The sequence below is a fragment of the Halorubrum ezzemoulense DSM 17463 genome (assembly GCF_002114285.1).
GTDB lineage: Archaea > Halobacteriota > Halobacteria > Halobacteriales > Haloferacaceae > Halorubrum > Halorubrum ezzemoulense.
Genome location: NZ_NEDJ01000014.1, coordinates 37,844 through 58,265, shown reverse-complemented (window position 1 = coordinate 58,265; position 20,422 = coordinate 37,844). Strand labels below are relative to the sequence as shown.

Annotated in this window: 24 protein-coding genes; 12 read left to right on the top strand and 12 right to left on the bottom strand. The window is 66.4% G+C overall.

The window, feature by feature from the left end:
- Positions 1-143 precede the first annotated feature (143 nt).
- The 5 genes from B9H04_RS17930 (at position 144) to B9H04_RS06135 (ending at position 4,446) form a co-directional block, all read left to right on the top strand.
- Positions 144-395 carry a hypothetical protein gene (locus B9H04_RS17930; protein ID WP_139835033.1) on the top strand — a complete coding sequence of 84 codons (252 nt, stop codon included), beginning with the start codon at positions 144-146 and terminating at the stop codon, positions 393-395.
- Between the two features lie 156 nt (positions 396-551).
- Positions 552-2,489, top strand: a complete 1,938-nt coding sequence (locus B9H04_RS06140; RefSeq protein WP_080508578.1) for a hypothetical protein — start codon at positions 552-554, stop codon at positions 2,487-2,489.
- A gap of 43 nt (positions 2,490-2,532) precedes the next feature.
- Complete coding sequence (locus tag B9H04_RS17925) at positions 2,533-3,279, top strand: hypothetical protein (RefSeq protein WP_139835032.1); 747 nt, start codon at positions 2,533-2,535, stop codon at positions 3,277-3,279.
- Positions 3,280-3,423: 144 nt separating this feature from the next.
- Positions 3,424-4,173, top strand: coding sequence for a hypothetical protein (locus tag B9H04_RS17920; RefSeq protein ID WP_139835031.1), 750 nt, complete (start codon positions 3,424-3,426; stop codon positions 4,171-4,173).
- 24 nt (positions 4,174-4,197) lie between these two features.
- The gene (locus B9H04_RS06135) at positions 4,198-4,446 is read left to right on the top strand and encodes a DUF2321 domain-containing protein (RefSeq protein WP_080508579.1); all 249 of its coding nucleotides are present in this window, start codon (positions 4,198-4,200) and stop codon (positions 4,444-4,446) included.
- 40 nt (positions 4,447-4,486) lie between these two features.
- Here the strand turns inward: B9H04_RS06135 and B9H04_RS19135 are convergent, their stop codons facing one another.
- Complete coding sequence (locus tag B9H04_RS19135) at positions 4,487-4,837, bottom strand: helix-turn-helix domain-containing protein (RefSeq protein WP_248648651.1); 351 nt, start codon at positions 4,835-4,837, stop codon at positions 4,487-4,489.
- Between the two features lie 198 nt (positions 4,838-5,035).
- Here B9H04_RS19135 and B9H04_RS17915 point away from each other — a divergent pair, with 198 nt between their 5' ends.
- Positions 5,036-5,215 carry a hypothetical protein gene (locus tag B9H04_RS17915; RefSeq protein ID WP_139835030.1) on the top strand — a complete coding sequence of 60 codons (180 nt, stop codon included), beginning with the start codon at positions 5,036-5,038 and terminating at the stop codon, positions 5,213-5,215.
- Positions 5,212-6,249, top strand: coding sequence for a tyrosine-type recombinase/integrase (locus tag B9H04_RS06125; RefSeq protein WP_211216863.1), 1,038 nt, complete (start codon positions 5,212-5,214; stop codon positions 6,247-6,249). Before B9H04_RS17915 ends, B9H04_RS06125 begins: the two co-directional genes overlap by 4 nt.
- Positions 6,250-6,537: 288 nt before the next feature.
- Here B9H04_RS06125 and B9H04_RS06120 read toward each other — a convergent pair whose 3' ends face one another.
- Positions 6,538-7,401 (bottom strand): TIGR01548 family HAD-type hydrolase, encoded by an 864-nt coding sequence (locus B9H04_RS06120; protein ID WP_049931444.1) that lies wholly within the window; start codon positions 7,399-7,401, stop codon positions 6,538-6,540.
- A gap of 96 nt (positions 7,402-7,497) precedes the next feature.
- Positions 7,498-7,998 (bottom strand): UPF0146 family protein, encoded by a 501-nt coding sequence (locus tag B9H04_RS06115; protein WP_085682538.1) that lies wholly within the window; start codon positions 7,996-7,998, stop codon positions 7,498-7,500.
- A 39-nt stretch (positions 7,999-8,037) separates the two neighbouring features.
- Between B9H04_RS06115 and B9H04_RS06110 the strand changes: the two genes are divergently transcribed.
- The 3 genes from B9H04_RS06110 to ygfZ all read left to right on the top strand — a co-directional run bounded on the left by B9H04_RS06110 (position 8,038) and on the right by ygfZ (position 10,174).
- Positions 8,038-8,559 (top strand): archaemetzincin family Zn-dependent metalloprotease, encoded by a 522-nt coding sequence (locus B9H04_RS06110; protein WP_049931446.1) that lies wholly within the window; start codon positions 8,038-8,040, stop codon positions 8,557-8,559.
- 110 nt (positions 8,560-8,669) lie between these two features.
- Positions 8,670-8,969: a DUF6432 family protein gene (locus tag B9H04_RS06105; protein ID WP_049931447.1), complete on the top strand. Its 300-nt coding sequence runs from the start codon at positions 8,670-8,672 to the stop codon at positions 8,967-8,969.
- Positions 8,970-9,016: 47 nt separating this feature from the next.
- Positions 9,017-10,174 carry a CAF17-like 4Fe-4S cluster assembly/insertion protein YgfZ gene (ygfZ, locus tag B9H04_RS06100; RefSeq protein WP_049931448.1) on the top strand — a complete coding sequence of 386 codons (1,158 nt, stop codon included), beginning with the start codon at positions 9,017-9,019 and terminating at the stop codon, positions 10,172-10,174.
- A 25-nt stretch (positions 10,175-10,199) separates the two neighbouring features.
- Here the strand turns inward: ygfZ and B9H04_RS06095 are convergent, their stop codons facing one another.
- The 9 genes from B9H04_RS06095 to B9H04_RS06060 all read right to left on the bottom strand — a co-directional run bounded on the left by B9H04_RS06095 (position 10,200) and on the right by B9H04_RS06060 (position 18,258).
- Positions 10,200-11,375, bottom strand: coding sequence for an inorganic phosphate transporter (locus tag B9H04_RS06095; protein WP_049931449.1), 1,176 nt, complete (start codon positions 11,373-11,375; stop codon positions 10,200-10,202).
- On the bottom strand, positions 11,375-11,503 hold the full coding sequence (locus tag B9H04_RS19425) for a DUF7859 family protein (RefSeq protein WP_254921732.1): 129 nt from the start codon (positions 11,501-11,503) through the stop codon (positions 11,375-11,377). Before B9H04_RS19425 ends, B9H04_RS06095 begins: the two co-directional genes overlap by 1 nt.
- A gap of 411 nt (positions 11,504-11,914) precedes the next feature.
- Entirely contained in the window at positions 11,915-12,448 is a 534-nt protein-coding gene (locus tag B9H04_RS06090) for a metallophosphoesterase (RefSeq protein WP_049931450.1), read from the bottom strand.
- A 312-nt stretch (positions 12,449-12,760) separates the two neighbouring features.
- A complete protein-coding gene (locus B9H04_RS06085) occupies positions 12,761-13,744 on the bottom strand; it encodes a replication factor C small subunit (RefSeq protein WP_049931451.1) in 984 nt (327 codons plus the stop codon).
- Between the two features lie 49 nt (positions 13,745-13,793).
- Complete coding sequence (locus B9H04_RS06080) at positions 13,794-14,048, bottom strand: hypothetical protein (protein WP_211216864.1); 255 nt, start codon at positions 14,046-14,048, stop codon at positions 13,794-13,796.
- A gap of 44 nt (positions 14,049-14,092) precedes the next feature.
- Positions 14,093-15,016: a DUF5995 family protein gene (locus B9H04_RS06075; protein WP_049931452.1), complete on the bottom strand. Its 924-nt coding sequence runs from the start codon at positions 15,014-15,016 to the stop codon at positions 14,093-14,095.
- Positions 15,017-15,097: 81 nt separating this feature from the next.
- Positions 15,098-16,042: an electron transfer flavoprotein subunit alpha/FixB family protein gene (locus B9H04_RS06070; RefSeq protein ID WP_049931453.1), complete on the bottom strand. Its 945-nt coding sequence runs from the start codon at positions 16,040-16,042 to the stop codon at positions 15,098-15,100.
- On the bottom strand, positions 16,042-16,830 hold the full coding sequence (locus B9H04_RS06065) for an electron transfer flavoprotein subunit beta/FixA family protein (protein WP_049931454.1): 789 nt from the start codon (positions 16,828-16,830) through the stop codon (positions 16,042-16,044). Before B9H04_RS06065 ends, B9H04_RS06070 begins: the two co-directional genes overlap by 1 nt.
- A gap of 147 nt (positions 16,831-16,977) precedes the next feature.
- Positions 16,978-18,258, bottom strand: coding sequence for a helix-turn-helix transcriptional regulator (locus tag B9H04_RS06060; RefSeq protein ID WP_049931455.1), 1,281 nt, complete (start codon positions 18,256-18,258; stop codon positions 16,978-16,980).
- A gap of 186 nt (positions 18,259-18,444) precedes the next feature.
- Between B9H04_RS06060 and B9H04_RS06055 the strand changes: the two genes are divergently transcribed.
- Positions 18,445-19,821 (top strand): DUF7094 domain-containing protein, encoded by a 1,377-nt coding sequence (locus B9H04_RS06055; RefSeq protein ID WP_049931456.1) that lies wholly within the window; start codon positions 18,445-18,447, stop codon positions 19,819-19,821.
- A gap of 144 nt (positions 19,822-19,965) precedes the next feature.
- Positions 19,966-20,412, top strand: a complete 447-nt coding sequence (locus tag B9H04_RS06050) for a type IV pilin (RefSeq protein WP_049931457.1) — start codon at positions 19,966-19,968, stop codon at positions 20,410-20,412.
- Positions 20,413-20,422 lie beyond the last annotated feature (10 nt).

Below are 20,422 nucleotides of genomic sequence, written 5' to 3'. Positions count from 1 at the left end.
CGCACCTACCCACCCTTCGATGTAGGTGTTTCTCCGTTCCGTGGTTCGATTAGTACCGTCGACGCTCTCGCTTTGCCCTGCCTGCCTACCCCTTTACGGGGTGGGCAGGCGGGCCGCGATCGTCCCGACGGGGGTGATCTGCGGTGAGCCTCACCGACCAATCTGTTGGGGGAACCCTCGGGACGGACAAACCGGGGGAGTTCTGGTGTCCCGGCTGCGGCGCTCGGTGTACTGAGTCGCCCGACGGGACTACCGAGTACGGGCATCACGTCGACTGCCCGAATCGAGAGCTCCCACGGTTCGGCGGACGGCAGCCTTCCCACCGGACGACCCAGCTCGAAAACTGCCTCGACGCCGACCTCGTCGCCGACGGGGGGAGCGAAGTGGACAAATGAGTCGCTTCGCGCCCGCCCGTCAGTCTCTCCAAGCGGCCGGCGACCTTGTGGTCCGTGAGGTCCGCCGGACGCGGACCGAACGGCGCCGGCCGCGCACGGCGACCGGAGGGAGCCGAACGAGTGGCGGTGCGGGTGCGACTCACCGGAGGTCTGGCGATGAGTAGCGAGAGTTCGCCCCGGTCTGCGTCTTGGCCTTCCAAGGAGACTAACTCTGTAAACGGCTCTACCGCTTCTTTTCAGGAGGACGACGATCGCGTTGTCGAAAGGGTCGCTGAGTTCGCATCCCAGTACCCCGACCTCGCTGATCTTCCTCTGTCGGTGACCCATGGCCGGAAGCTCCGGCGCATCGTCACCGACCCGGAGTTCTCCGAGGAGTGGGTCGAGCCTGAACAGCCGCTCGAAGACGCCTTCTCGGTGCGGTCGCTCGACCGACGGACCGCCGCGACGTGGACCGACGCGATTCACGCGTTCCTGCGGTCGCACGTCGACTACGAGGGACTTGTCGCCCGCTTCGCTGACCGCGAGTCCGGTGACGAGTTCGACGTGCCGCTCGTCGACGCGTGGGGCGAAGAGTACAGCCGGAAACAGTATGCCCGTGCCCGCGCGCTCCAGCGACAGATGGGCGGTGGCGAGCGCCCGACGGGTGGTGAGGCTGTTCCCGCGTGGGACGACCCGGCGACGGCGATGCTAACGCTCACGGCGTCGTCTGTGCCGTCTGGTGACCGGCTCTCTCCGGTCGACCATCTCGACGCGATTCACGACGCGTTCAGCTACGGCGGCGTCCGCGACGCCCTCCGGAACACGATGGAGTACCATCTTGGGCTGGAGTCCGATGACTGGGGCTACTGGCTCCAGGGCGAACCGCACGGGATGGGCACGGCCGCGGACGACGACAAACGGTCCGGTCTGAACGCCTGCTATACGCACCTACACGTCGGCGTCTACTTCGACGCGGCCGCGACTTCGCTTGACCTCAACTCGGTCGGGTCGGAGTTCGAGCGCGTCATCGACAAACACGTCGAAGAGTGCGATCCGGCCGGATTCGCCGGTCACGACTACACGGAGATCGACGACTACCTGAGGGAAGAGGACGGGTGTATCTCCCTGAACGCCGACGTAGGAAACCTCGGCTCGTACATGGCCGCGTACATGGGCGGCTACACCGAATCGCTGCTCGACAAGCCGATCGAGTACATCGCTTGGGGCGCGCTCTACTGGTCGACTGCCCGTCAGCGGACCACTCGCTCGCAGACCGTTAATCAGGCCATTCGCGCTGATCGGTGCGAACAGTGCGCGGAAAACGAAGAGTCCGGACAGGTGGATCCACACGGCGAGCGCGTCCGATGGGACGACGGTCGCGGTGCCGATGTGGTCTGCTCCTGCTGCGGCTCTCCGTGGACTGTTGACCAGGGCCAGCTCGACGGGCCGCGTGAAACCAGACGCGCGCTCGACGACGATCTTCGATGGGCAGCTGGCGTCGCAACACCACCGCCGGAACCAGACTCGGGCCGGTCACTCTCCGAGCGATGGCCGAGTGCTGATCGCGCTTGGTCTTACGGTGAGTCTCCTCGAAAGAGCCTGATCCGCAACCGCGTTCAGGACTACTTTGACGTTCACGGGAGGGGCACGTCCCTACCGGCGCTACTGGCGCATCTGAACATCGACCCGTCACACAAGGAGTTCGTCGGTGAGATACTGGATGGCAAAACCGAACCTAATTCCGAGGCATTCGACCGCCGATCGACGGACCCTGCGTTTGGATACGATCTGAAAGCGATTGTCGACGCTGACGGCAATGAACATGAACCGGGCGGCGGCGGTGTTGATATGGTTCAATTGGAACTGCCCATCCAGAACCTCATCGAGAATACTCGTCTCGGGAACGACCTCGCGCAAGGAGAAATATTCCGGAACAAACAAACGAAAATCGCGTCACATAACGCCGAAACAATCGCAGCCAGTCTCCTTCAGATGGGCGTTACTAGCCCTGAGGTTGCGGATCGACTATTAACAGTAGAAGACTACCATATCTCGAACCCTCAGATGGAAAGAGACGAACCGCGTCCTTGTATGGTTCATTCTAATTCAACCTAAAATACCGAAAATAATAGGTTTTAGTAGGGGATATATTCTGTCAATGAGCAAAAAAGAATCTTCTAGTGATCCGGGCCCCCGTTCGGTCGACCTTGCCAGTTTTATCGAAGATCACTCAGCGCTACTCCTCGTCATGGGTGCTTTTGCGGCACTCGCCCTCTATATCTCACAATTCGCTCCAGAGTTTGGTACGGGGACTAATACAGGACTCATTTATACAACTGGTTTTGTCTCCGCTCTTGGAATGGCGATATTATCGCTTCTATTAGTATATAAGCAACTTGCGACCGAGATTGGATCATGGCACAATCTACATCTCGCACACTACCGACTTGATAACTTGCCTCTAGCATTTTTTACACTCTTTAATATCATGCTTATACTCTCTATTTCTTATCTCGTCACTCGGTTCGAACCCGTTATATTTATGTTAGTACTCGTGACTGCCCTCTTCGCCGGATATGGCATTGTCCTCCGACTTATATTCAAAATCGGAAAGATTCTACCTCGATCTCCGTGGTTCCGTATCCCTGCGATATTTATTGTGAGTCTCGTCTCTGCCCTAGGTTCGCACTTCGCCGTTGTGGAATATTTTTCTGGCTTGGAGGTTAGTACTATTCACGAACTTTCTCTTTCGGAACCCTCTCCTATAGCAATAGCAGTTCTGTACCTACTTATCGTAACAATCCGTACAGCAGCTGCTGTCGGCGTGATTGCTTCAATTCTGAGCGTCCCGGTTGTGGCATATGATAAGTTACGCGGTCAGAGTCCGTATGACAGCCCCGACTAATGGACTAAAATAGGCTTTATCAGACACATGATTATATGAATCAGCCGGTCAATGACTTATCTCGAATGCTAAAAGAGGTTTGTACTGCCACACTGTATGATAAAATACATACACATATGTATGTTAGATAAGATAGATTTCCCGATGAGTTCCGACCGAGACTATTCGATTCATCTAGTTATAATCGGAGTGGGGATCTCTTTAGGAATCCCAACAATTGTAATTCTACTTACTTTTCGAACTAATTTAGAATTTGCTGAAGTTACGAATCTCACTAGTGCAGTTGGATCAATTCTTCTCTCAGCAATTCTTGCGTATTTGTATCTCAAAATGTGGTCTACACAGGAAGAACGCACATCTGTTCAGCAAAATCAGGAGGATATCTTAGATAAACAAGCGGAGATACAACAGAGTCAGCATGAAATCCTTCAAACTGAAAAAAAGGCATTATTAGATATTCTCAAGCGCGAAACTATAGACGATGACTGTCAGTTTAACATATCAAACTATGGTGGTGGCGCGATCGTCGAATTATACATTGTTACCCAGCTTAAGCAGGTCTCTGGCTCAGCTCTTGGACAAACAGTATCAACTCAATTAACCAGAACCGGTTCTGAAGATGGTGGAAAGATTATCGGTCCAGATGAGAAAAATGTAGATGTATTTTGTTGTCCGCAGTTTGAGGTACAATCTGACGAAGACACGATGAGAGGTAGTTTCTCAGAAATCACAACCCATCTTAGCAATAAGGGTATAGATGAGATATATATTCAAATTAGCCTCACAACGGCTGACGAGTTTGGGAATCCTACTGAGAAGAATTTATTCCAGGAAGAGACTGAGATTCATCGGAATATGAAGTTAGCAGAGATCGACGCTTGGAAGAATAATTAAGAGGAACTACGATTGAGATTGTATATGGGCAAATACGACATCATGCAGGTGTGCCTTAATGGCCACCAGATTACGGATCGCTACGCAAGCTCTCCTGAGTTCCGCCAAAATTTCTGCGAGAAGTGTGGTGCGGAAACAATTACTGAATGTCAGGAATGTGGTGAAAAAATCAGAGGCAATTACGATGTTGATGGAGTAGTCTCGGTCGGCTCATCAACAGATGTCCCTAATTATTGTCACGAATGCGGTGAACCCTATCCTTGGACCGAGTAATTTTGTCCCACTAAGTTACAATAACATATTCCAGAATTATTCATTTGCTGCTTTTAACATCTCCAACCTGTGTATACGCATATCCTTCCTTTGTGAGCGTGTACTTCCCTCGTTCCTCTTTTTCTACAAGTCCTCCAGCTCGAAGAGCGTTCAGCCTCTGTGAAACTGCTTGTCTAGATTTATCCAAATTATCGGCTATTACCGATGGTGTTAGTGTTAGTCCAGTCAACAATACGTAGAGTATCTGATTGTCAAGGTCTGTCATCCAGTCTGTGTCTCGTGGCGCGATCTCCAGTAGCTCTTTTTGCTCATCAGGCATCTCCGGCCCTGTCACCCGCTTGAATCCCTCTGGAGCTGTCGGCCGTCCACTTTTGTCGTCTTCTTCGCTCATATCCGGAATACAGCGTCCTGACTGATAGTGATATCGCAGACGGATTTACTAATTAGTAATTTCTATTCAGCAAAAGCATTAAGTAGTATCTTGTTGTCCGTTTACTCGGGGACTATCAGCTGGTTCCTGATGACTCTGGTCGGTTAGTGAAGAAGGGCCGCGTTACAGCGCGGCCCCACGGTGGTTCCCGTGATGCCAATGCACGGAACCATATCGGGGCTTACAGGCCCCAGACGGGCAGATGTAACGCTAAGTGAAAACTCCGACGGCACCTGTTCCTACTGCGAGAACTACGCCGACGGGTACGACGCCGATCGGGACGAACCCGTCTGCGAGCGGTGCGCGAACATCCTCGACGATGACGGAGGGAAGCAATGAGCGACGACCTCGAACCCCTATCTCCGAGCGAGGGCGTCGAGATGTACTTCGAAGCCCGTCGCGACGAATTGAGCGAGCGGACGCTCGAAAGCCACCGGTACCGGCTCGAAGCGTTCCAGCAGTGGTGTGTCGAGGAAGGGATCGAGAACCTGAACGAGCTTACCGGTCGTGACCTCTATCGATACCGCGTCTGGAGACGGGAAGGAAACGGCGACGGTCGCGACCCGATTGCCCCGGTGACCCTCCGCGGCCAGCTGGCGACACTTCGCTCGTTCCTCCGATTCGCGGAAGAGATCGACGCGGTCCGCGGCGGACTTCGCGAGGACGTTCCCCTCCCGACGGTCAGCAACGGGCAAAACGTGAGCGACACGACGCTCGAACCCGAGCGCGTCGGTGATATTCTGGAGTACCTGAACCGCTACAACTACGCCAGCCGCGAACACGTCACGCTGCTCCTGATGTGGCACACGGGCGCGCGGGCCGGCGCCGTTCGCTCGCTCGACTTGGGCGACCTCGACCTCGATACAGACCGGCCGGGCGTCCAGTTCCGTCACCGCCCGGAGGTCGATACGCCTCTCAAAAACAAGGAGAAGGGCGAGCGGTGGAACGCGATCAGTCCGCACGTCTCCCGCGTTCTGGAGGACTACATCGACGGTCCGCGCGACGACGTGAAAGACGACTACGGCCGCGACCCCCTCGTTGCGACGCAGTACGGGCGCGCGTCCATCTCGACGATTCGGGACACTCTCTATCGGATCACCCGCCCCTGTTGGCGCGGTGCCGAGTGTCCCCACGATCGCGATGTGGACACCTGCGAGGCGACGGACATGGTCAAGGCCAGTACCTGCCCCTCGTCCCGGTCCCCGCACGACGTTCGGAGCGGACGGGTCACCGCGTACCGGCGCGAGGACGTACCCCGGCGCGTCGTCTCCGATCGTCTCGACGCGAGCAACACCATCCTCGACGAGCATTACGACCGGCGGAGCGCGCGCGAGAAATCCGAGCAGCGTCGCGACCACCTTCCCGGCCTATGACCCACCGAGAATCACATCATCACGTTGCTGGTCGCCCATCGGGAGCCGGCGCAAGCTCCGGAGTGGGGTACCGGCAAGGCCCATTCCGGTTTTTCACCGATTCCCCGCTGTATCTGGCCGTCTACTCCTGCTGGAGCGTCACGTCGGTCGCGGTCTCGTTCGCGGGGTCGTCGCTCACCGGACCCGACGTGTCCCGGATACCGGCGGTATCCGCGATCGCCGGCGAGATCCGTCACGGAGCGGTTAACGCGGGAGGGGCGCACGGTGCCCGAGCCGACGCGACGACGACTACTCCAGTAGCCCAACCAGTTCGTTCACGTCTTCGACCACGGCGTCCGCGCCGTTACCGGCGAACTTCTCGCGCCCCGCCTCGCCGGTGAGCCCGCCGGTGAGGACGCCAACCCCGTAGTAGACGCGCGTCTCGTCAGACTCGTCGGCGTTGCGTGCGGTCCGCACGTCGTCGAGGGTGTCGCCCGCGAACGCGACCCGCCCGGCGCCGAACCGCTCGGCGAGCTCGACGAGCGCCCGCGGGTGCGGCTTCCCCTCTTCCCAGTCGTCCATCGTGAACCGCCGGTCCTCGGGCACGTCGAGGCCGACGCGGTCCAAGGCGATGTCGGCCTCGGCCGCCGGCCGCCCGGTGAGGACGCCCACGTCGAACCGCCCGGTGAGGTCGGCGATCGTCTCGGGGTCGACGAGCGTCGGCTCGTCGTGGATGTACCCGTCGGCCTCGAACGGCGGCTCGCCACCCTCTAACTCGCGGTACAGCTTGCTGCCGAGGTACAGCGCCTGAAACGTCTCGCGGAGCGCGTCCCGGTCCCACTGGTCGCGGACGCGGGCCTGTGCGACTCGCGGGAGGTCGCCGACGACCTCCTTGGCGGCGTCGAGCCCGCCCCCGAGCTCGCGGACGCGCTCGGTGAACTCGTCGACGTCCATCCGGAGCCCCTCGCGGCGGGCCAACACGAACAACGCCGCTGCGTCGGTCAGCTCCCAGTCGTTGTTGAACCCGCCGGCGTCCTTGAACGCCTGGACCGCGTCCGGGTCGATCGGCTTGCCGCAGACCCGGTCGACCGATTCGAGGATCGCCCGACGGTAGGAGTCCGCCACGTCGACCAACACCCCGTCGATGTCGAGGACGACTGCGTCGACCTGCATACGGGTACCCCCGACTGGCGCCCGAATGAACGTTCGGGTTCGCGGTCGGCGTCGCCGGTTCGAGCCGTGCGGCGTCCCGGTCGCCGGTCCGTTCCGTCACCGCGCGACGAACACGACAGTTCCCGACTCCGTCGACTTCCGAGAGACGTCCACGACCGGCTCCTCGAACCCGAGCGTGGTGAACAGGCAGGCGGCGCCGAGTCGCTCCGCGAGCGCGACGGTCGCCCGCTGTAGCTCCGCCGGGAGGTTCCGAGCGTACACGGCGTCGACGCCGCCGGGCGCGTCCGGAGCCTCACCGGCGGTCTCGTCGCTCGCGCCGATCCCAAGCGCGCTCTGCGCCGCCCGCTCGTCGTCGGCCGCGAGCGCCGTCACGTCCGCGGCGACGACGCGGAGCGTTCCCCCGCTCGGCGCCTGCCTCCCCGCCGCCGCGTCCTGCGCCGCCTCGCTCACTTCGATGTCGATCGCGACGGCCTCGTGGCCCCGATCGGCGAGCGGACGGGCGACGCCCGGCCGGCGGCCGACTCCGACCTCGATCAATCGTTCGTACCGCCCGAGTGCGGCAACAAGCGCCCGCTCCGACGGGGGTGGTCGTACCACGGCGCGGCCTTTATGACCGCGGCGTTCAAAAGCTGTTCCATGCTCGTGGACATCGTCCCGGTCGGGGAGGTCACCCCCCGAGTGAAACGGGAGGCCTCCGGTGCGCTGCGTTCCGTATACGACTGCGACGTGACGGTCCACGACGATCAGCCGATCCCCGACTCCGCCTTCGAGGCAGATAGGGACCAGTACCGCGCCGAGGACCTCATCGAGACGGTCACTCGGGTCGGCGGCGGCGAGAAGAACATCGGCATCACGCCCGAGGACCTCTACTACCGCCGCCGGAACTACGTGTTCGGCCTCGCGTACCTGAACGGCAGCGGCTCCGTTATCTCCACGCACCGCCTCCGCACCTCCTCCGACGGCGGCGTCTCCACCAAGCCCGCGGTCGACGTGTTTGGCGACCGCGTCCGCAAGGAGGTCGTCCACGAGATCGGTCACACTCTCGGCCTGGAGCACTGCGACAACAGCAAGTGCGTGATGTCGTTTTCCCCGACCGTCCGCGAGGTCGACGTGAAAGAGGAGAACCTCTGTGGCACCTGTTCGCGGATCGTCCGCTGACGCGGCGCGACCGGCGTACCCTCCCGACGATCTGTCGCCCGATCTCTCCGGTCGCCAATCCCTCTCCGATCGCCGGTAGACGTAAAGTCCGGCCCGCACAAGGGACGGGTATGGCCGCAAAGCCGGAATACCGCGACCGGCCGGACGTCGAGGTCGCGCTGCTCGACGCGCTCGTCGACCGCGGCGACGAGGGAATGACCGTCCTCGAACTGCGCGCGGCCGTCGACGCAGACATCGACGCCGTCGAGGAGGCCCTCTCGACGCTGAAGGAGGACTCGCTGATCACCGTCGAGTCCGAGGAGCACGTTCGGGTGTACGCCCACGAGAAGGTCGTTCCGGACCCGGAGGCGCCCGACGACGACCCCTCCGAGAGCCTCGTCGACGCGATCCGGGACCGACTCGGACTGTAGCCGTCGGAGACGGCGGCCTTTTGCCCCTCGATCGCCACCGTTCGACCATGACGCTCGTCTCCGGTACCCACGACGCGCACGGCGCCGCGTACCGCGACCGCGGCGGTCGCGAGGTCGTCGACCACTACGGGAAGCCCGTCCGCGTCGGCAAGGCGGTCCGAAACGTCGCGGGCGTGATCGAGATGGGGTACGGCGTCCTCGCCGTCAGGGGGAGCGACCGCGTCGAGTTCGTGGACAACGCCGTCTCGAACCGCGTCCCCGCCGAGGACGGCGAGGGAACGTACGCCCTCCTGCTCGATCCCCAAGGCGGGATCGAGACGGACATGTACGTGTACAACGCCGACGAGCGGCTGCTCGTCTTCCTCCCCCCGGAACGGGTCGAGTCGGTCGCCGCCGACTGGGCGGAGAACGTGTTCATTCAGGACGTCGCGATCGACGACGTGTCCGACGAGTTCGGCGTGTTCGGGGTTCACGGCCCGAAGTCGACCGAGAAGGTCGCCTCCGTCCTCGGCGGACCGGGCGCGCCGGAGGGGCCCCTCTCGTTCGTCCGCGGGTCGATGGTCGACGCCGGCGTCACCGTGATCGCGACGGACGCGCCGCTCGGCGAGGAGGGGTACGAGATCGTCTGCGCCGCCGCCGACGCGGGCGACGTGTTCGACACCCTGATCAACCGCGGGCTCAACGCCGCGCCGTTCGGGTACCGAACGTGGGACGCGCTCGCGACGGAGGCCGGAACGCCCCTCTTCGAGTACGAACTGGCGGGCACGGTCCCGAACGTCCTCGGCCTCCGGAACGCGCTCGACTTCGAGAAGGGGTGTTACGTCGGGCAGGAGGTCGTCTCGCGCGTGGAGAATCAGGGGCGACCGAGCCGACGGCTCGTCGGCCTCGAACTCGACGGCGTCGCCGAGGCGGTCGACGGCGTCGACCCGAACGCGGACCCGCAGGGGATCGACGCCGCGCTCCCCGCGTCCGGTGCGGCCGTCTTCGACGGTGACGAGGCGATCGGCGAGGTGACGCGGGCGGCCGTCGGCCCCGCGACGGACGTGCCAGTCGCGCTGGCGCTCGTCGGGTTCGACGCCGCCCTCGGCGAGGTCGCCGTCCGCGTCGACGGCGAGGAGAGTCCGGCCACCGCCGTCGACCTCCCGTTCGTCGACGGGAGCGCGCGGTCCGCGCGGCTGCCGACGTACCCCGAGGGACGCGCCTGAGGGTGAAGCGGAGCGTCGCCGCCCGTCACGCGACGAAGTCGACCGCCGAGTAGAGGCCGAACCCGAGCACGAACGCGCCGACGAGCGACCCGATCCACGCGAGGACCGTGTACCCCATCTTCTTCCGGCTCACGCCGGCGTCGCCCGCGGCGTAGCCCGCACCGACGATCGCCGAGACGATGATCTCGTTGAACGAGACGGGGATCCCGAAGGCGACGGCGGTCTGCGCGATCGCGAACGACGGGATGAGCGCCGATATCGACCGTCGCGGCCCCATCGAGGCGTAGTCCTGCGCGAGCGCCTTGATCATCCGCGGCGCGCCGGTCCACGACCCGGCCAACAGCCCCACGCCGCCGCCGACGAGTAGCGCCCACAGCGGGACGCCGACCTCGCTGAAGATCGGGACGAGCGGGCCGATCGCGAGGCCGACCTGCGACCCGCCGGCCGAGAACGCGACGAGCCCGCCCATCGCGAGCAGAAACCGCCGCTGTGCCCCCTCGCGGTCGCGGCCGAGGTCCGCGTACACGGCGACCGAAACGAGCGCGGCGATCGCGACGCTCACCGCGGCGGGACCCGCGCCGCTGCCGCCCAGCCCCGCCCCGAGGACGCTCGCCACCGACGCCTGCTGGCCGGCGGGACCGAGCAGCGCGAACCCGACGTTCGCGAGGATCGCGCCGACGACGCCGGCGAGCGCGGCCGTGAGCGGTCGCTCGGGCAGCGACTCGCCGATGAGCATGCGCGCGACGCCGTAGGCGACGCCGCCGCCGACGAACGGCGTGAGCACCCACAGCGTCGCGATCTCGGCGTACTTCGGCCACGCCGGGTCGCCGCCGAGCGCGAGGCCGACGCCGACGACCGCACCGGTGACGGTGAACGCCGTCGCGATCGGGTAGCCGGCGAACACGCCGACCGCGACCAGCGCGGCGGCCGTGACGAGCGCGACGATGGCCGCCACGGCGGTGAGCGTCACCCCGCCGATCAGTTCGGTGCCGACCGCCTCGGTCACGTTCGCGCCCTGGAGGATCGCGCCGAGGAGCCCGAGGACGCCGACGACGAGCCCGGCCCGCATCACGGAGATCGCGTTCGCCCCGACCGCGGGCGCGAACGGGGTCGAGCCCGACGACCCCGCGCCGATCGACCACGCCATAAAGAGGCTGGCGGCGGCGGCGACGAGGAGGGTCGCGGCGGTGGCGACGACCATCAGCGTCGCCCGTCGTTGTACCCCTCGTTCAGCCCCGCCACCGTGCGCCGGACGAGGAGGAACCCGAAGAAGAACAGCCCGAGAAGACCCACCAACAGGAGTACGAACAGCGGTTGGACCGGGAGCATACGCCTGAATCCGTCGGCACGCGGTTATAAGTTTCGAGCCGAACGGTCGCGTGACCCGGACGATTCCGACGCGTTCAGGCGATCGGATCCCGGTAACTAAAACGCGTTTTTGTCCCTCAGCCACGTATATGTCGATACCCCGACTACGTGTAATCGCGACCCCCCGCTTCGGCCCTCACGCTCGAACCCGCCGGCCGACCGCCGGCTGGTCGGACTCGCACCCGCTCCCTACCCAGTCCGGTATCCCCCTCCCCGGCCGACCAGCGACCGACAGCCGGCGCCCACATCCGCGTCGATCCGGGTCCTCCACCGCTGACACGACCGTCGGCCGGCCCGGCCGTCAGCGGGGCGTCGCGATCGGTCTCTGCCGACGCGACGGCGAGCCCGATCCGCTTCTCGTGATTCGCTCCCTTACTCGCGGCTCTCGGCCCCGATCCGGAACGTCTCGAACTCCTCCCCGTCCGGCGTCACCAGTCGCCCGTCCAGACCGTCTCCGGCCCCGTCGTCCACCGGACGCAATTCCGCGTGCGCCGGCCGGTTCCCGCGCGGTTGGGCGTGGCTGCCCGGATTCAGTATCGGGAGCCCGCCTGAGTCGTCGAACCGCGGCCGGTGGCTGTGGCCGCAGATCACGGCGTCGGCGTCGCGGCCGCGACCGAGCATGACGAGCCCCGTGTCGCCGCTGCGGTGTCGGTGCGTGACCGCGAACCTGACCCCCGCGTATTCGACGGTCCGAACCTCCGGGACGCGGTCGCGGATCGCGGCGTCGTCGTTGTTGCCGTAGACCGCCCGGAGGGCGGCGGTGGTCGACTGAAAAGCGTCTAAGACCGGCTCGCGGTAGAAGTCGCCCGCGTGGATCACCAGATCCGCCTCGCGGACCGCCTCCGCGGTCCGCCCCTGAAGCCTCGACTCCTCGCGTGCGTGCGTGTCGGAGACGACGACGAGCATACCGGGAGTCCGCGCCGGCGTGAGTTAAAAAGCGCGCTCGCCACGGTGGTGCGTGCCTCCGAGTGGCAGCCGAAGGCGGCCGCGAGGAGCACGCGCGAGGGAGCCGGTCGCCCGGAGCAGCGCGGAGGGCGACCGACGAGGCTGGGGAGGCGTGAGGCGCGGTTGCCGTGCGGGGCGGGGCTTCGGGGGTGTCCGTCGTCGCCCCGGACTCAACGACATGTAACCGAGCGGCTGGGCTTTGGAAGTGTTCGCCGTCGCTGGGTCGTCAGTACCGGATAAACAAGCGCCCGGAGACTCGAAACCGGTCTATCGCTACTCGTCCAGCGAGAGCGCCGCGAGCAGCGACTCCAACTGGACCTGTTCGTTGGCGCCCTCGGCGATCCGGTAGTCGGCCTCGCCGATGCGCTCCATGAGCCGCACCGCCTCGCGTTCGTTCAGGTCGAACTCCCAGACTGAGCGGTGGAGCTGGTCGATCACGTCGCCGCCGGCCATCCCCGTCTCCGTGAGCAGCGTGTCGAGCGTCGAGCGCGCGCGAGCGAAGTCGCCCTCCAGCGCGTCGGTCACCATCGACTCGATCTCCTCCGGGCGGGCGGTCGCCGTGATCGCGTACACCGCCTCCTCGTCGACCACGTCGCCCGTCGTCGCCGCCGCCTGAAGCGAGTTGATCGCGCGGCGCATGTCGCCGTCGGCCGCGTACACCAAGGCGTCGACTCCGGCGTCGGTCACCTCGATCGACTCCGCGGACGCGATCTCGCGGACCATCCCGCCGACCGCCTCGTCCGACAGCGGCGAGAACCGGAAGACGGCGCAGCGCGACTGGATCGGGTCGATGATCTTCGACGAGTAGTTACACGAGAGGATGAACCGGGTGTTGTCGGAGAACTGCTCCATCGTGCGGCGGAGCGCCGCCTGTGCATCATCTGTAAGGCTGTCGGACTCGTCGAGGAACACGATCCGGAAGTCGCCGCCGAACGACGAGCGCGCGAACCCCTTGATCCGGTCGCGGACGACGTCGATGCCGCGTTGGTCGGAGGCGTTCAGTTCGATGAAGTTGCCGCGCCAGTTGTCCTCGCCGTAGATCTCGCGGGCGATGGCGGTGGCCGCGGTCGTCTTCCCGACGCCCGCGGGCCCCGAGAAGAGCAGGTGCGGCACGTCGTCCTGCGCGATGTAGCTCTGGAGCCGCTCGACGATCTCCGATTGCCCGTGGATGTCGTCGAGCGTCTGCGGCCGGTACTTCTCGATCCAGATCTCCCGGCCCGTCGCGGTCGCAGCCGGCTGCTCGTCGGCCTCGCTCATTGCCCGATCCGAGGGTCGGCGGGGTGATAAACGAACCGAGACCGGGCTCTCACTTCGCCCGCATCAGCCGCTGGAGCTCGTACGCGAACACCCAGACTCCCATCAGCACGCCGACGGGGACGACCACCGCCGCGATCTCTCGCGACACCGGCAGTTCCGCGACGTCGATGAGCAGGTGCGTCGTCGTCGCCGCGATCTGCGCGAACAGCTCGTACTCCTCGCGGATCGCGTCCGTCAGCATCGACCCGACGACGAGGGTCACCATCGCGGCGACGCCGTGGACCGTCCCCCGGATATGTGGCATAGTCGTCATATCCGCGAGGACCGTCATCAGTGTTTCTCTCGTCGCTACATCCGCCGTCGGACCGCCTCGCGGAACGCGCTCGCCGCGTCGCCGCCGTCCTCCGCCTCTCGCAGGCGCCCCGTCGCGTCGGCGTCTACATCCGGCGCGAGGACGGCCGCCGCGGCGCCAGTCGCGACGGTCTCGGCGCGCCAGTCGACGTATCGCTCCCCGAGCCACGCCGGGAGGTCGGCGCGTAACACGGCGTTCCGCCAGGCGAACTCCCGAGCGCCCTTCAGGCCGAGCAGGGCCAACCGGTCGTCGAGGGGATCGAGCAGCCGGCCGACCCCGGCGATCCCGACCGCAGCGTACGCCTCGACGAGGACATCCTGTACGGTCTGGACGAGCCGGGCGAGGATCGCGTTTATGCGGTCGTGGTCCTCGCGCTTGACATCGCGGTCCGGGTCGATTTCGACCTCACCGAGCGTGTACGTGAGGTCGTAGGTGATGTGCGCGTTGATCGCGAGCAGGGCGTCCTGCGCGACGAGCGACTCGCCGCGGACCGCAGCGGTGAAGGCGATCAGCCACGGTCGCGGGAGCGACTCGAACGCGCGGCGCTCGAACGCCGCCAGCGCCCGGCGGTAGCGCTCCGCGAAGGCGACGAGGTACGACGCGGCCCACTCCGGGTCGACGAACGCGCCGTCGTCGATCGCGGTCCGGACGGTCGCCGTCATCCGGCTGTACACCGTGAGAAACACCGCGCGCCGGTCGCCGCGCTCGTGGAGGTACGACTCGGTCCGCGCCAGCCGCTCGTCGACATCGGCGACGGACGCGAACGGGCCCGAGACGATCTCGAGGAGGCCCAGATCCGGCTCCTCATTGGCTAGGGCCGCGGCCGCGCCGTCCGCCTCGATGTCGACTGTCCGTCGGACTCCGGCGAGCAGCGCCTCCGCTTCGTCGACGGTCGGAACGCTGGTGCGGATCGGGATCATCGTGACGAGACGGCGAACGCCGTCAGAACGTTCGGTACTCCGCCGCGATACAAGAGCGTTGCCGCCGGCTCCGGGGTCCGCCTACGCGAACTCGTCGATGAGTTCGGGCACCACGTCGAAGAGGTCGCCGACGATCCCGTAGTCGGCGATGTCGAATATCGGCGCGTTCGGGTCGGTGTTGATCGCGACGATCGTGTCCGACCCCTTCATGCCGGCGACGTGCTGGACCGCGCCGGAGATGCCGACCGCGATGTACACGTCCGGCGTGACGACCTTCCCGCTCTGTCCGACCTGCCGGTTCTTCGGCAGCCAACCGTTGTCGACGATCGGTCGAGAGGCGGACAGCGTCGCGCCGAGCGCGTCCGCGAGGTCCTCGATGAGCTCGATGTTCTCCTCCTCCTCGATGCCGCGGCCGACCGAGACGAGCACGTCGGCGTCCGCGATGTCGACGTCGCCGCCGCCGACCTCCTCGAAGCCGGTGACGCGGGCTCCCGACTCGGGGAGGTCGATGTCGGCCGTCTCGACCGTCGCGTCTCCGACGCCCTCCGCGGGCGGCCACTCGCCGCCCCGGACCGTGAGGACGAACCAGTCGCCCTCGACGTCGACCGTCGTCTCGACCTTCGAGCCGTACATCTCGCGGGTGACGGTGAGCCCGTCGTCGTACTCGATCCCGACCGCGTCGGTCACCAGCGGGACGCCGAGGCTCTCGGCGAGGGCGGGCGCGTAGTCGAGCCCGTTGACGGAGTTCGGCATCACCACCGCCCCGGCGTCGACGCGGTCGGCCAGCGTCGAGGCCGCCGCTCGGTAGGCGTTGTGGTCGAACTCCTCGCCGTCGGCGACGGCGTGGATCGCGTCGACCCCCTCGCGGTTCAGCTCCTCCGCGAAGGCGTCGACGTCGCCCGCGACGACCGCCACGTGGAGGTCGACTCCCCGCGCGTCGGCGAGCTCTCGGCCGGCGGTGATCGCCTCGTACGAGACGTCGCGGAGCTCTCCCCGGCGGTGTTCGGCGGCGACGAGCACGCTCATTACGCGCTCACCCCCTTGTCACGGAGGACCTCGGCAAGGCGACCCGCGGACTCCCCGGCGTCCCCCTCGATGATCTCCGCGTCCGACTCGCTCTCCGGCTCGTACATCGAGGTGAGCGTCAGCGCGCTCTCGACGTCCTCGGCCGTCAGCCCGAGGTCGGACAGCGCCTTCACCGCTATCTCCTTCCGCTGTGCCTGCCGGATCCCGCGGAGGCTCGCGTACCGCGGCTCGTTGAGCCCGGTCTGGACGGTCAACACCGCCGGGAGGTCGACGTCGGTCAGCTCCTCGACCCCGCCCTCCAGCTCGCGGTGGACGTGGGCCACCCCCGCGTCCGCGTCGACGTCGAGGTCGTTGACGACCGCGGCGTGCTCGAAGCCGATCCGCTCCGCGAGCGCGACGCCGGTCGCGCCGAACCCGGTGTCGGCCGCCTGGACCCCCCCGAGGATCAGGTCCGGCTCCTCCTCCGCGACGACCGCCTCGAACAGCTCGACCTTCGAGGCGACGTCGGCGAACCCGCCGTCCAGCGCGTCGTCCCAGACGCGGACCGCGCGGTCGGCGCCCTTCGCGAGCGCCATCCGGATTGTCTCCTCCGAGCGCTCCGGCCCGACGGTGACGGTCACGACCTCGTCCGCGATCCCGGCCTCGGCCAGCTGGACCGCCGCCTCGACGGCGTAGTCGTCCCACTCGTTGAGATCGTACTCGAGATCGGACTCGGCGATGTCGGTCCCCTCGATCGCGAAGTCGTCGTCCGCCTCCGCGACCTCCTTGACGGTCACCAGAACCTTCATGATCGTTACTCGGTCGCTCGCCCTGTAATGGTTTTCGGAACGGGCGAGGACGGACCGGCGGTTTCCGCTTCCGCGGGTCAGCGCTCGGCGCTCGAACGGGCGCTGTCGCCGCCGTCGCTGTCTCCTCGCTGTCGCCGCCGCTTCCGCCTACTCCTCGCCGTCGCCGCCCGTCTCGTCCTCGCCGTCGGGCAGCGAAATGAGGTTCTCGCGGCCGAGTCGGAGCTTCTCGACGCGCCCCTCGTCGGCCATCGCCGAGAGCAGCTGCGAGACCTTCGCGTCCGACCACCCGGTCTCGGCGACGATGTCTGCCTGCCGCATCCGGCCGCCGTTCTCGTCGAGGAGCCGCTCGACGCGTTCCTCGTCCGAGAGCAGCGAGAGGTCCGGCCCGTCGTCGCCGTCCTCCCCCTTTCCGACGGAATCGTCGGGGTCGTCCCCCGAACCGTCGTCTTCCGGACCGCCGTCGCCGGCACCGATCGGCTTCCGGTCGGCGCCGCCGGGGTCCGCGGTCTCGGAGGTCGCGGCTGACTCGTCCGAGACGTCCTCCTCGGCGGTGATCCGGCGGTACCCGACGACGCTGCCGGCGATGAGCGTGGCCCCGAGCAGTATCGCGGCCGCCAGCATTCCCCACGGAGCGCCCGCCCCGGCGGGCTCGTACACGATCCGTACCGGGTCGCCGCTCTCGAACGTCTGGGGGCCCTCGATTATCACGTCGCCGTCGGAGAGCTGCGTCACGGCGGTGCTCGGCGTTCCGGTGACGGCGTACCCCTCCGGCGTCGCCACCTCCAGGGTCTGGCTCGCCTCGAGGCTACGCAGCCACGTCTCGTTGCCCGGCGTCGTCAGCGCGTCCCCGAGGATCAGGCTCTCGCCGTCCTGTGCGAGGAACTCGGTCCAGGTGAACCGCAGGCGGAACTCACCGACGGCGACGGCGTCTTCGGTGGCGACGTCGAACTCGCTCGGGTCCTCGTACACCTCGACCTCCCGCTCGACGCCCTCGATAGACATCGACCGGTCGACGGTGCGGCTCGCCTCCCGACGGAATCCCTCGAACAGCGCGGCGTTCGGCCCGATCTCGCCGCCGCGGAAGCGCTCGCCGGCCGTGCGGAACACGTCGGTCTCGTTCTCGTCGGCCAGCGAGTACCGCACCGCGACGGTCCAGTCGGCGCTCCGGTCCGGGTTCAACGCGAGTCGGATACGGGTCGTCGACGGCGAGGTGATCGCGTCGTCGGTCTGTTGGCGAACCGCTGATTCCCCGCCGAGAGACCCCCGAACGTCGGTCGAGCCGTCGAGCGGCCCGGCGTGGTTCGGGGCGACCTCCGCGTCGAGGGGAGAGGGGGCCGTCGTCGCGCCGGTGACCGCGCCGCCGGCGCTCGCGAGCAACGCGAGCGCGACGATCGCGACCAAGAACGCGCGCAAGGCGGGGTTCCGCATACGTCTCCGGCCACTCGCGCGCCGGGCAAAACGCTTTCCATACGCTGTTTTTCGACGGGAAACGCGGTCGAACTCCCACTCACGTCCGCGGCCGGACGCGCCGTCGACCGCGACACCGACCCGCACGGCGCCGGTGACCGACCGCAGTGGGTGGATTTTTTGTATCGCGGGGCGAACCAGCAGACGATGAGAGCCCTCCCGATCGCCGCGGTCGCGGTCCTGCTGCTCGTGGCGCCGGTCGCCGGCGTCGCCGGCCCCGGCGTCGCCGCCTCCGACGGCGCTTCGCCCGCCTCAGAGCCGGCGCGGCCCGCCGCCTCCGTCCCGCCTTCCGGCCCGGCGCAGTCCGTTGATCCCGTCTCGCCCTCCACATCCCCGTCACGGTCCGTCGATCTCGCCTCCTCGGCGGATTCCCCGTCGACCCCCAGCCAACTCGCGCCGCAGATCGAAACGGCGAACCTCACGCTCCGGACGCTCTCGACGCCGTCGGGCGCGGCGACGCGCGTCAGCACGTCCACCCGGGGCCCCGACCTCGGATCGTCGCTCGGGTTCGCGACCGCCGACGCCGACGCCGCCTTCGAGACGGCGGCCGTCGTCGACCGGATCGAGCGCACCGAGACGAACGTCGAGCGCCAACAGCAGATCCTCGCGGAGATCAACCGCGTCGAGCGCGCCGAGGTGGCGCTGTACAGCCGCCAGTCGGAGGCCTTCAGCTCGCACGCCGACGGCGAGATCACCGACCGCGAACTGCTCGACGAACTCGTCCGTGTGGCGGCGACCGCTAAGGAGTACGACGAGCGGCTCGACGCGATCGACGCGCTCGCCGACGCGACGGAGGACTTCAGCTCTCCCGGTCGGCTCGACGAGCTTCAGGTGGCGCTACAGGTGTACGAGGGGCCGGTCCGCGACCGCGCCCTCGCCATTGCCCGCGGGCAGTCCGCCCCGAGCGACATCTACGTCGCGTCGAGCCAGGGCGCCGTCGTGCTCGCGACCGTCGTCGAGGACGAGTACGTCCGCGAGGTCTTCCGCACGGGCCGCTGGGACCGCGGCGGCAGCGACATCTCGAACGACGCGGCCATCGAGATGACCGAGGCGGCCTACCCTGAGACGGCCGCGCTCCGCCAGCCCGACGCGTTCGGCGCGGGCTCGGTCCAGCGTATCACGATCCCGCACGAGTTCGGCACCCTCCAGACGTTCGTCAGCGGCGGGACGGAACAGGTGTTCGTCGAACACCAGCGGGTCGGCCTGACGGCGTTCCCCGACAGCGAACCGGTCACCGCCTCCGGCGACGGGTTCAACGTCACCGTCGAGCGGACCTACCCCGGCGGCCCGGTGACCGTCACCGTCCTCGACGACGAGACGGGCGAACCGGTTCCCGATGTCACCGTCACGAAGTCCGTCGGCGGGGGAGACAGTCGGGCGATCGGCACCACCGACGGGGCCGGCGTCGTTCGGACGCTCTCGCCCGCCGAGCCGTACCGGATCACGGTCGTCGACGAGCCGTACGTCGTCGTTCTCGACGACATCGAACCCCTGACGACCCCGAGGCCGGTCGGCGACGAGTGACCGGTCGGCCGGGTCGTCTCCGCCGGTCCGGACCGCCCGTTCCGGCCCGCGTTTCCGCCCCCGCTCGCCGCCGCCCGGGCCGACCCTTTTGTACGGAACCGCCGCAGGACCGCCGTGCCACCAGCCGCTCGTCGCCGCCGGGGAATGGCGCCCGTCGCGGGCGTGCTGCTCATCGCGATCACGGTCGTGCTGGCCGGCGGCGTCGCGGCCGCCGCGCTCGACGGTCCCAGCGCGAGGGTGCCGCCGTCGGCGGTGCTGTCCCTGTCGGCGACCGACGATCGGATCGCGATCGATCACCGCGGCGGCGACCCGATCGACGTCTCGGCCGTGACGATCCGCGTCAGCATCGACGGCGAACCGCTCGACGAACAGCCGCCGCTCCCGTTCTTTTCGGCCGCCGGGTTTCACCCCGGGCCGACCGGTCCGTTCAACGCCGCCGGCGACGACACGCTGCGCGTCGGGGAGACGGCGACGTTCCGCGTCGCGGACACCAACGATCCGACGCTCGAACCCGACCGGACGGTCACCGTCGACATCACGGCCGACGGGCAGCCGGTCGCGTCGCTGGAGGCGTCCGTCGAAGCGGGCTGAAGCGAGCGCG

Excerpts from the sequence above, each read along its gene's own strand:
- B9H04_RS06050 (WP_049931457.1), top strand. The coding sequence starts at position 19,966 with ATGGCGCCCGTCGCGGGCGTGCTGCTCATCGCGATCACGGTCGTGCTG.
- B9H04_RS06095 (WP_049931449.1), bottom strand. The coding sequence starts at position 11,375 with ATGGTCGTCGCCACCGCCGCGACCCTCCTCGTCGCCGCCGCCGCCAGC.
- B9H04_RS06055 (WP_049931456.1), top strand. The coding sequence starts at position 18,445 with ATGAGAGCCCTCCCGATCGCCGCGGTCGCGGTCCTGCTGCTCGTGGCG.
- B9H04_RS17920 (WP_139835031.1), top strand. The coding sequence starts at position 3,424 with ATGAGTTCCGACCGAGACTATTCGATTCATCTAGTTATAATCGGAGTG.
- B9H04_RS19135 (WP_248648651.1), bottom strand. The coding sequence starts at position 4,837 with ATGAGCGAAGAAGACGACAAAAGTGGACGGCCGACAGCTCCAGAGGGA.
- B9H04_RS06120 (WP_049931444.1), bottom strand. The coding sequence starts at position 7,401 with ATGCAGGTCGACGCAGTCGTCCTCGACATCGACGGGGTGTTGGTCGAC.
- B9H04_RS06140 (WP_080508578.1), top strand. The coding sequence starts at position 552 with ATGAGTAGCGAGAGTTCGCCCCGGTCTGCGTCTTGGCCTTCCAAGGAG.
- B9H04_RS06135 (WP_080508579.1), top strand. The coding sequence starts at position 4,198 with ATGGGCAAATACGACATCATGCAGGTGTGCCTTAATGGCCACCAGATT.
- B9H04_RS06090 (WP_049931450.1), bottom strand. The coding sequence starts at position 12,448 with ATGCTCGTCGTCGTCTCCGACACGCACGCACGCGAGGAGTCGAGGCTT.
- B9H04_RS19425 (WP_254921732.1), bottom strand. The coding sequence starts at position 11,503 with ATGCTCCCGGTCCAACCGCTGTTCGTACTCCTGTTGGTGGGTCTTCTC.
- B9H04_RS06075 (WP_049931452.1), bottom strand. The coding sequence starts at position 15,016 with ATGATCCCGATCCGCACCAGCGTTCCGACCGTCGACGAAGCGGAGGCG.
- B9H04_RS06110 (WP_049931446.1), top strand. The coding sequence starts at position 8,038 with ATGCTCGTGGACATCGTCCCGGTCGGGGAGGTCACCCCCCGAGTGAAA.
- B9H04_RS06125 (WP_211216863.1), top strand. The coding sequence starts at position 5,212 with ATGAGCGACGACCTCGAACCCCTATCTCCGAGCGAGGGCGTCGAGATG.
- ygfZ (WP_049931448.1), top strand. The coding sequence starts at position 9,017 with ATGACGCTCGTCTCCGGTACCCACGACGCGCACGGCGCCGCGTACCGC.
- B9H04_RS06105 (WP_049931447.1), top strand. The coding sequence starts at position 8,670 with ATGGCCGCAAAGCCGGAATACCGCGACCGGCCGGACGTCGAGGTCGCG.
- B9H04_RS06060 (WP_049931455.1), bottom strand. The coding sequence starts at position 18,258 with ATGCGGAACCCCGCCTTGCGCGCGTTCTTGGTCGCGATCGTCGCGCTC.
- B9H04_RS17925 (WP_139835032.1), top strand. The coding sequence starts at position 2,533 with ATGAGCAAAAAAGAATCTTCTAGTGATCCGGGCCCCCGTTCGGTCGAC.
- B9H04_RS06080 (WP_211216864.1), bottom strand. The coding sequence starts at position 14,048 with ATGCCACATATCCGGGGGACGGTCCACGGCGTCGCCGCGATGGTGACC.
- B9H04_RS06085 (WP_049931451.1), bottom strand. The coding sequence starts at position 13,744 with ATGAGCGAGGCCGACGAGCAGCCGGCTGCGACCGCGACGGGCCGGGAG.
- B9H04_RS06070 (WP_049931453.1), bottom strand. The coding sequence starts at position 16,042 with ATGAGCGTGCTCGTCGCCGCCGAACACCGCCGGGGAGAGCTCCGCGAC.
- B9H04_RS06065 (WP_049931454.1), bottom strand. The coding sequence starts at position 16,830 with ATGAAGGTTCTGGTGACCGTCAAGGAGGTCGCGGAGGCGGACGACGAC.
- B9H04_RS17915 (WP_139835030.1), top strand. The coding sequence starts at position 5,036 with ATGCACGGAACCATATCGGGGCTTACAGGCCCCAGACGGGCAGATGTA.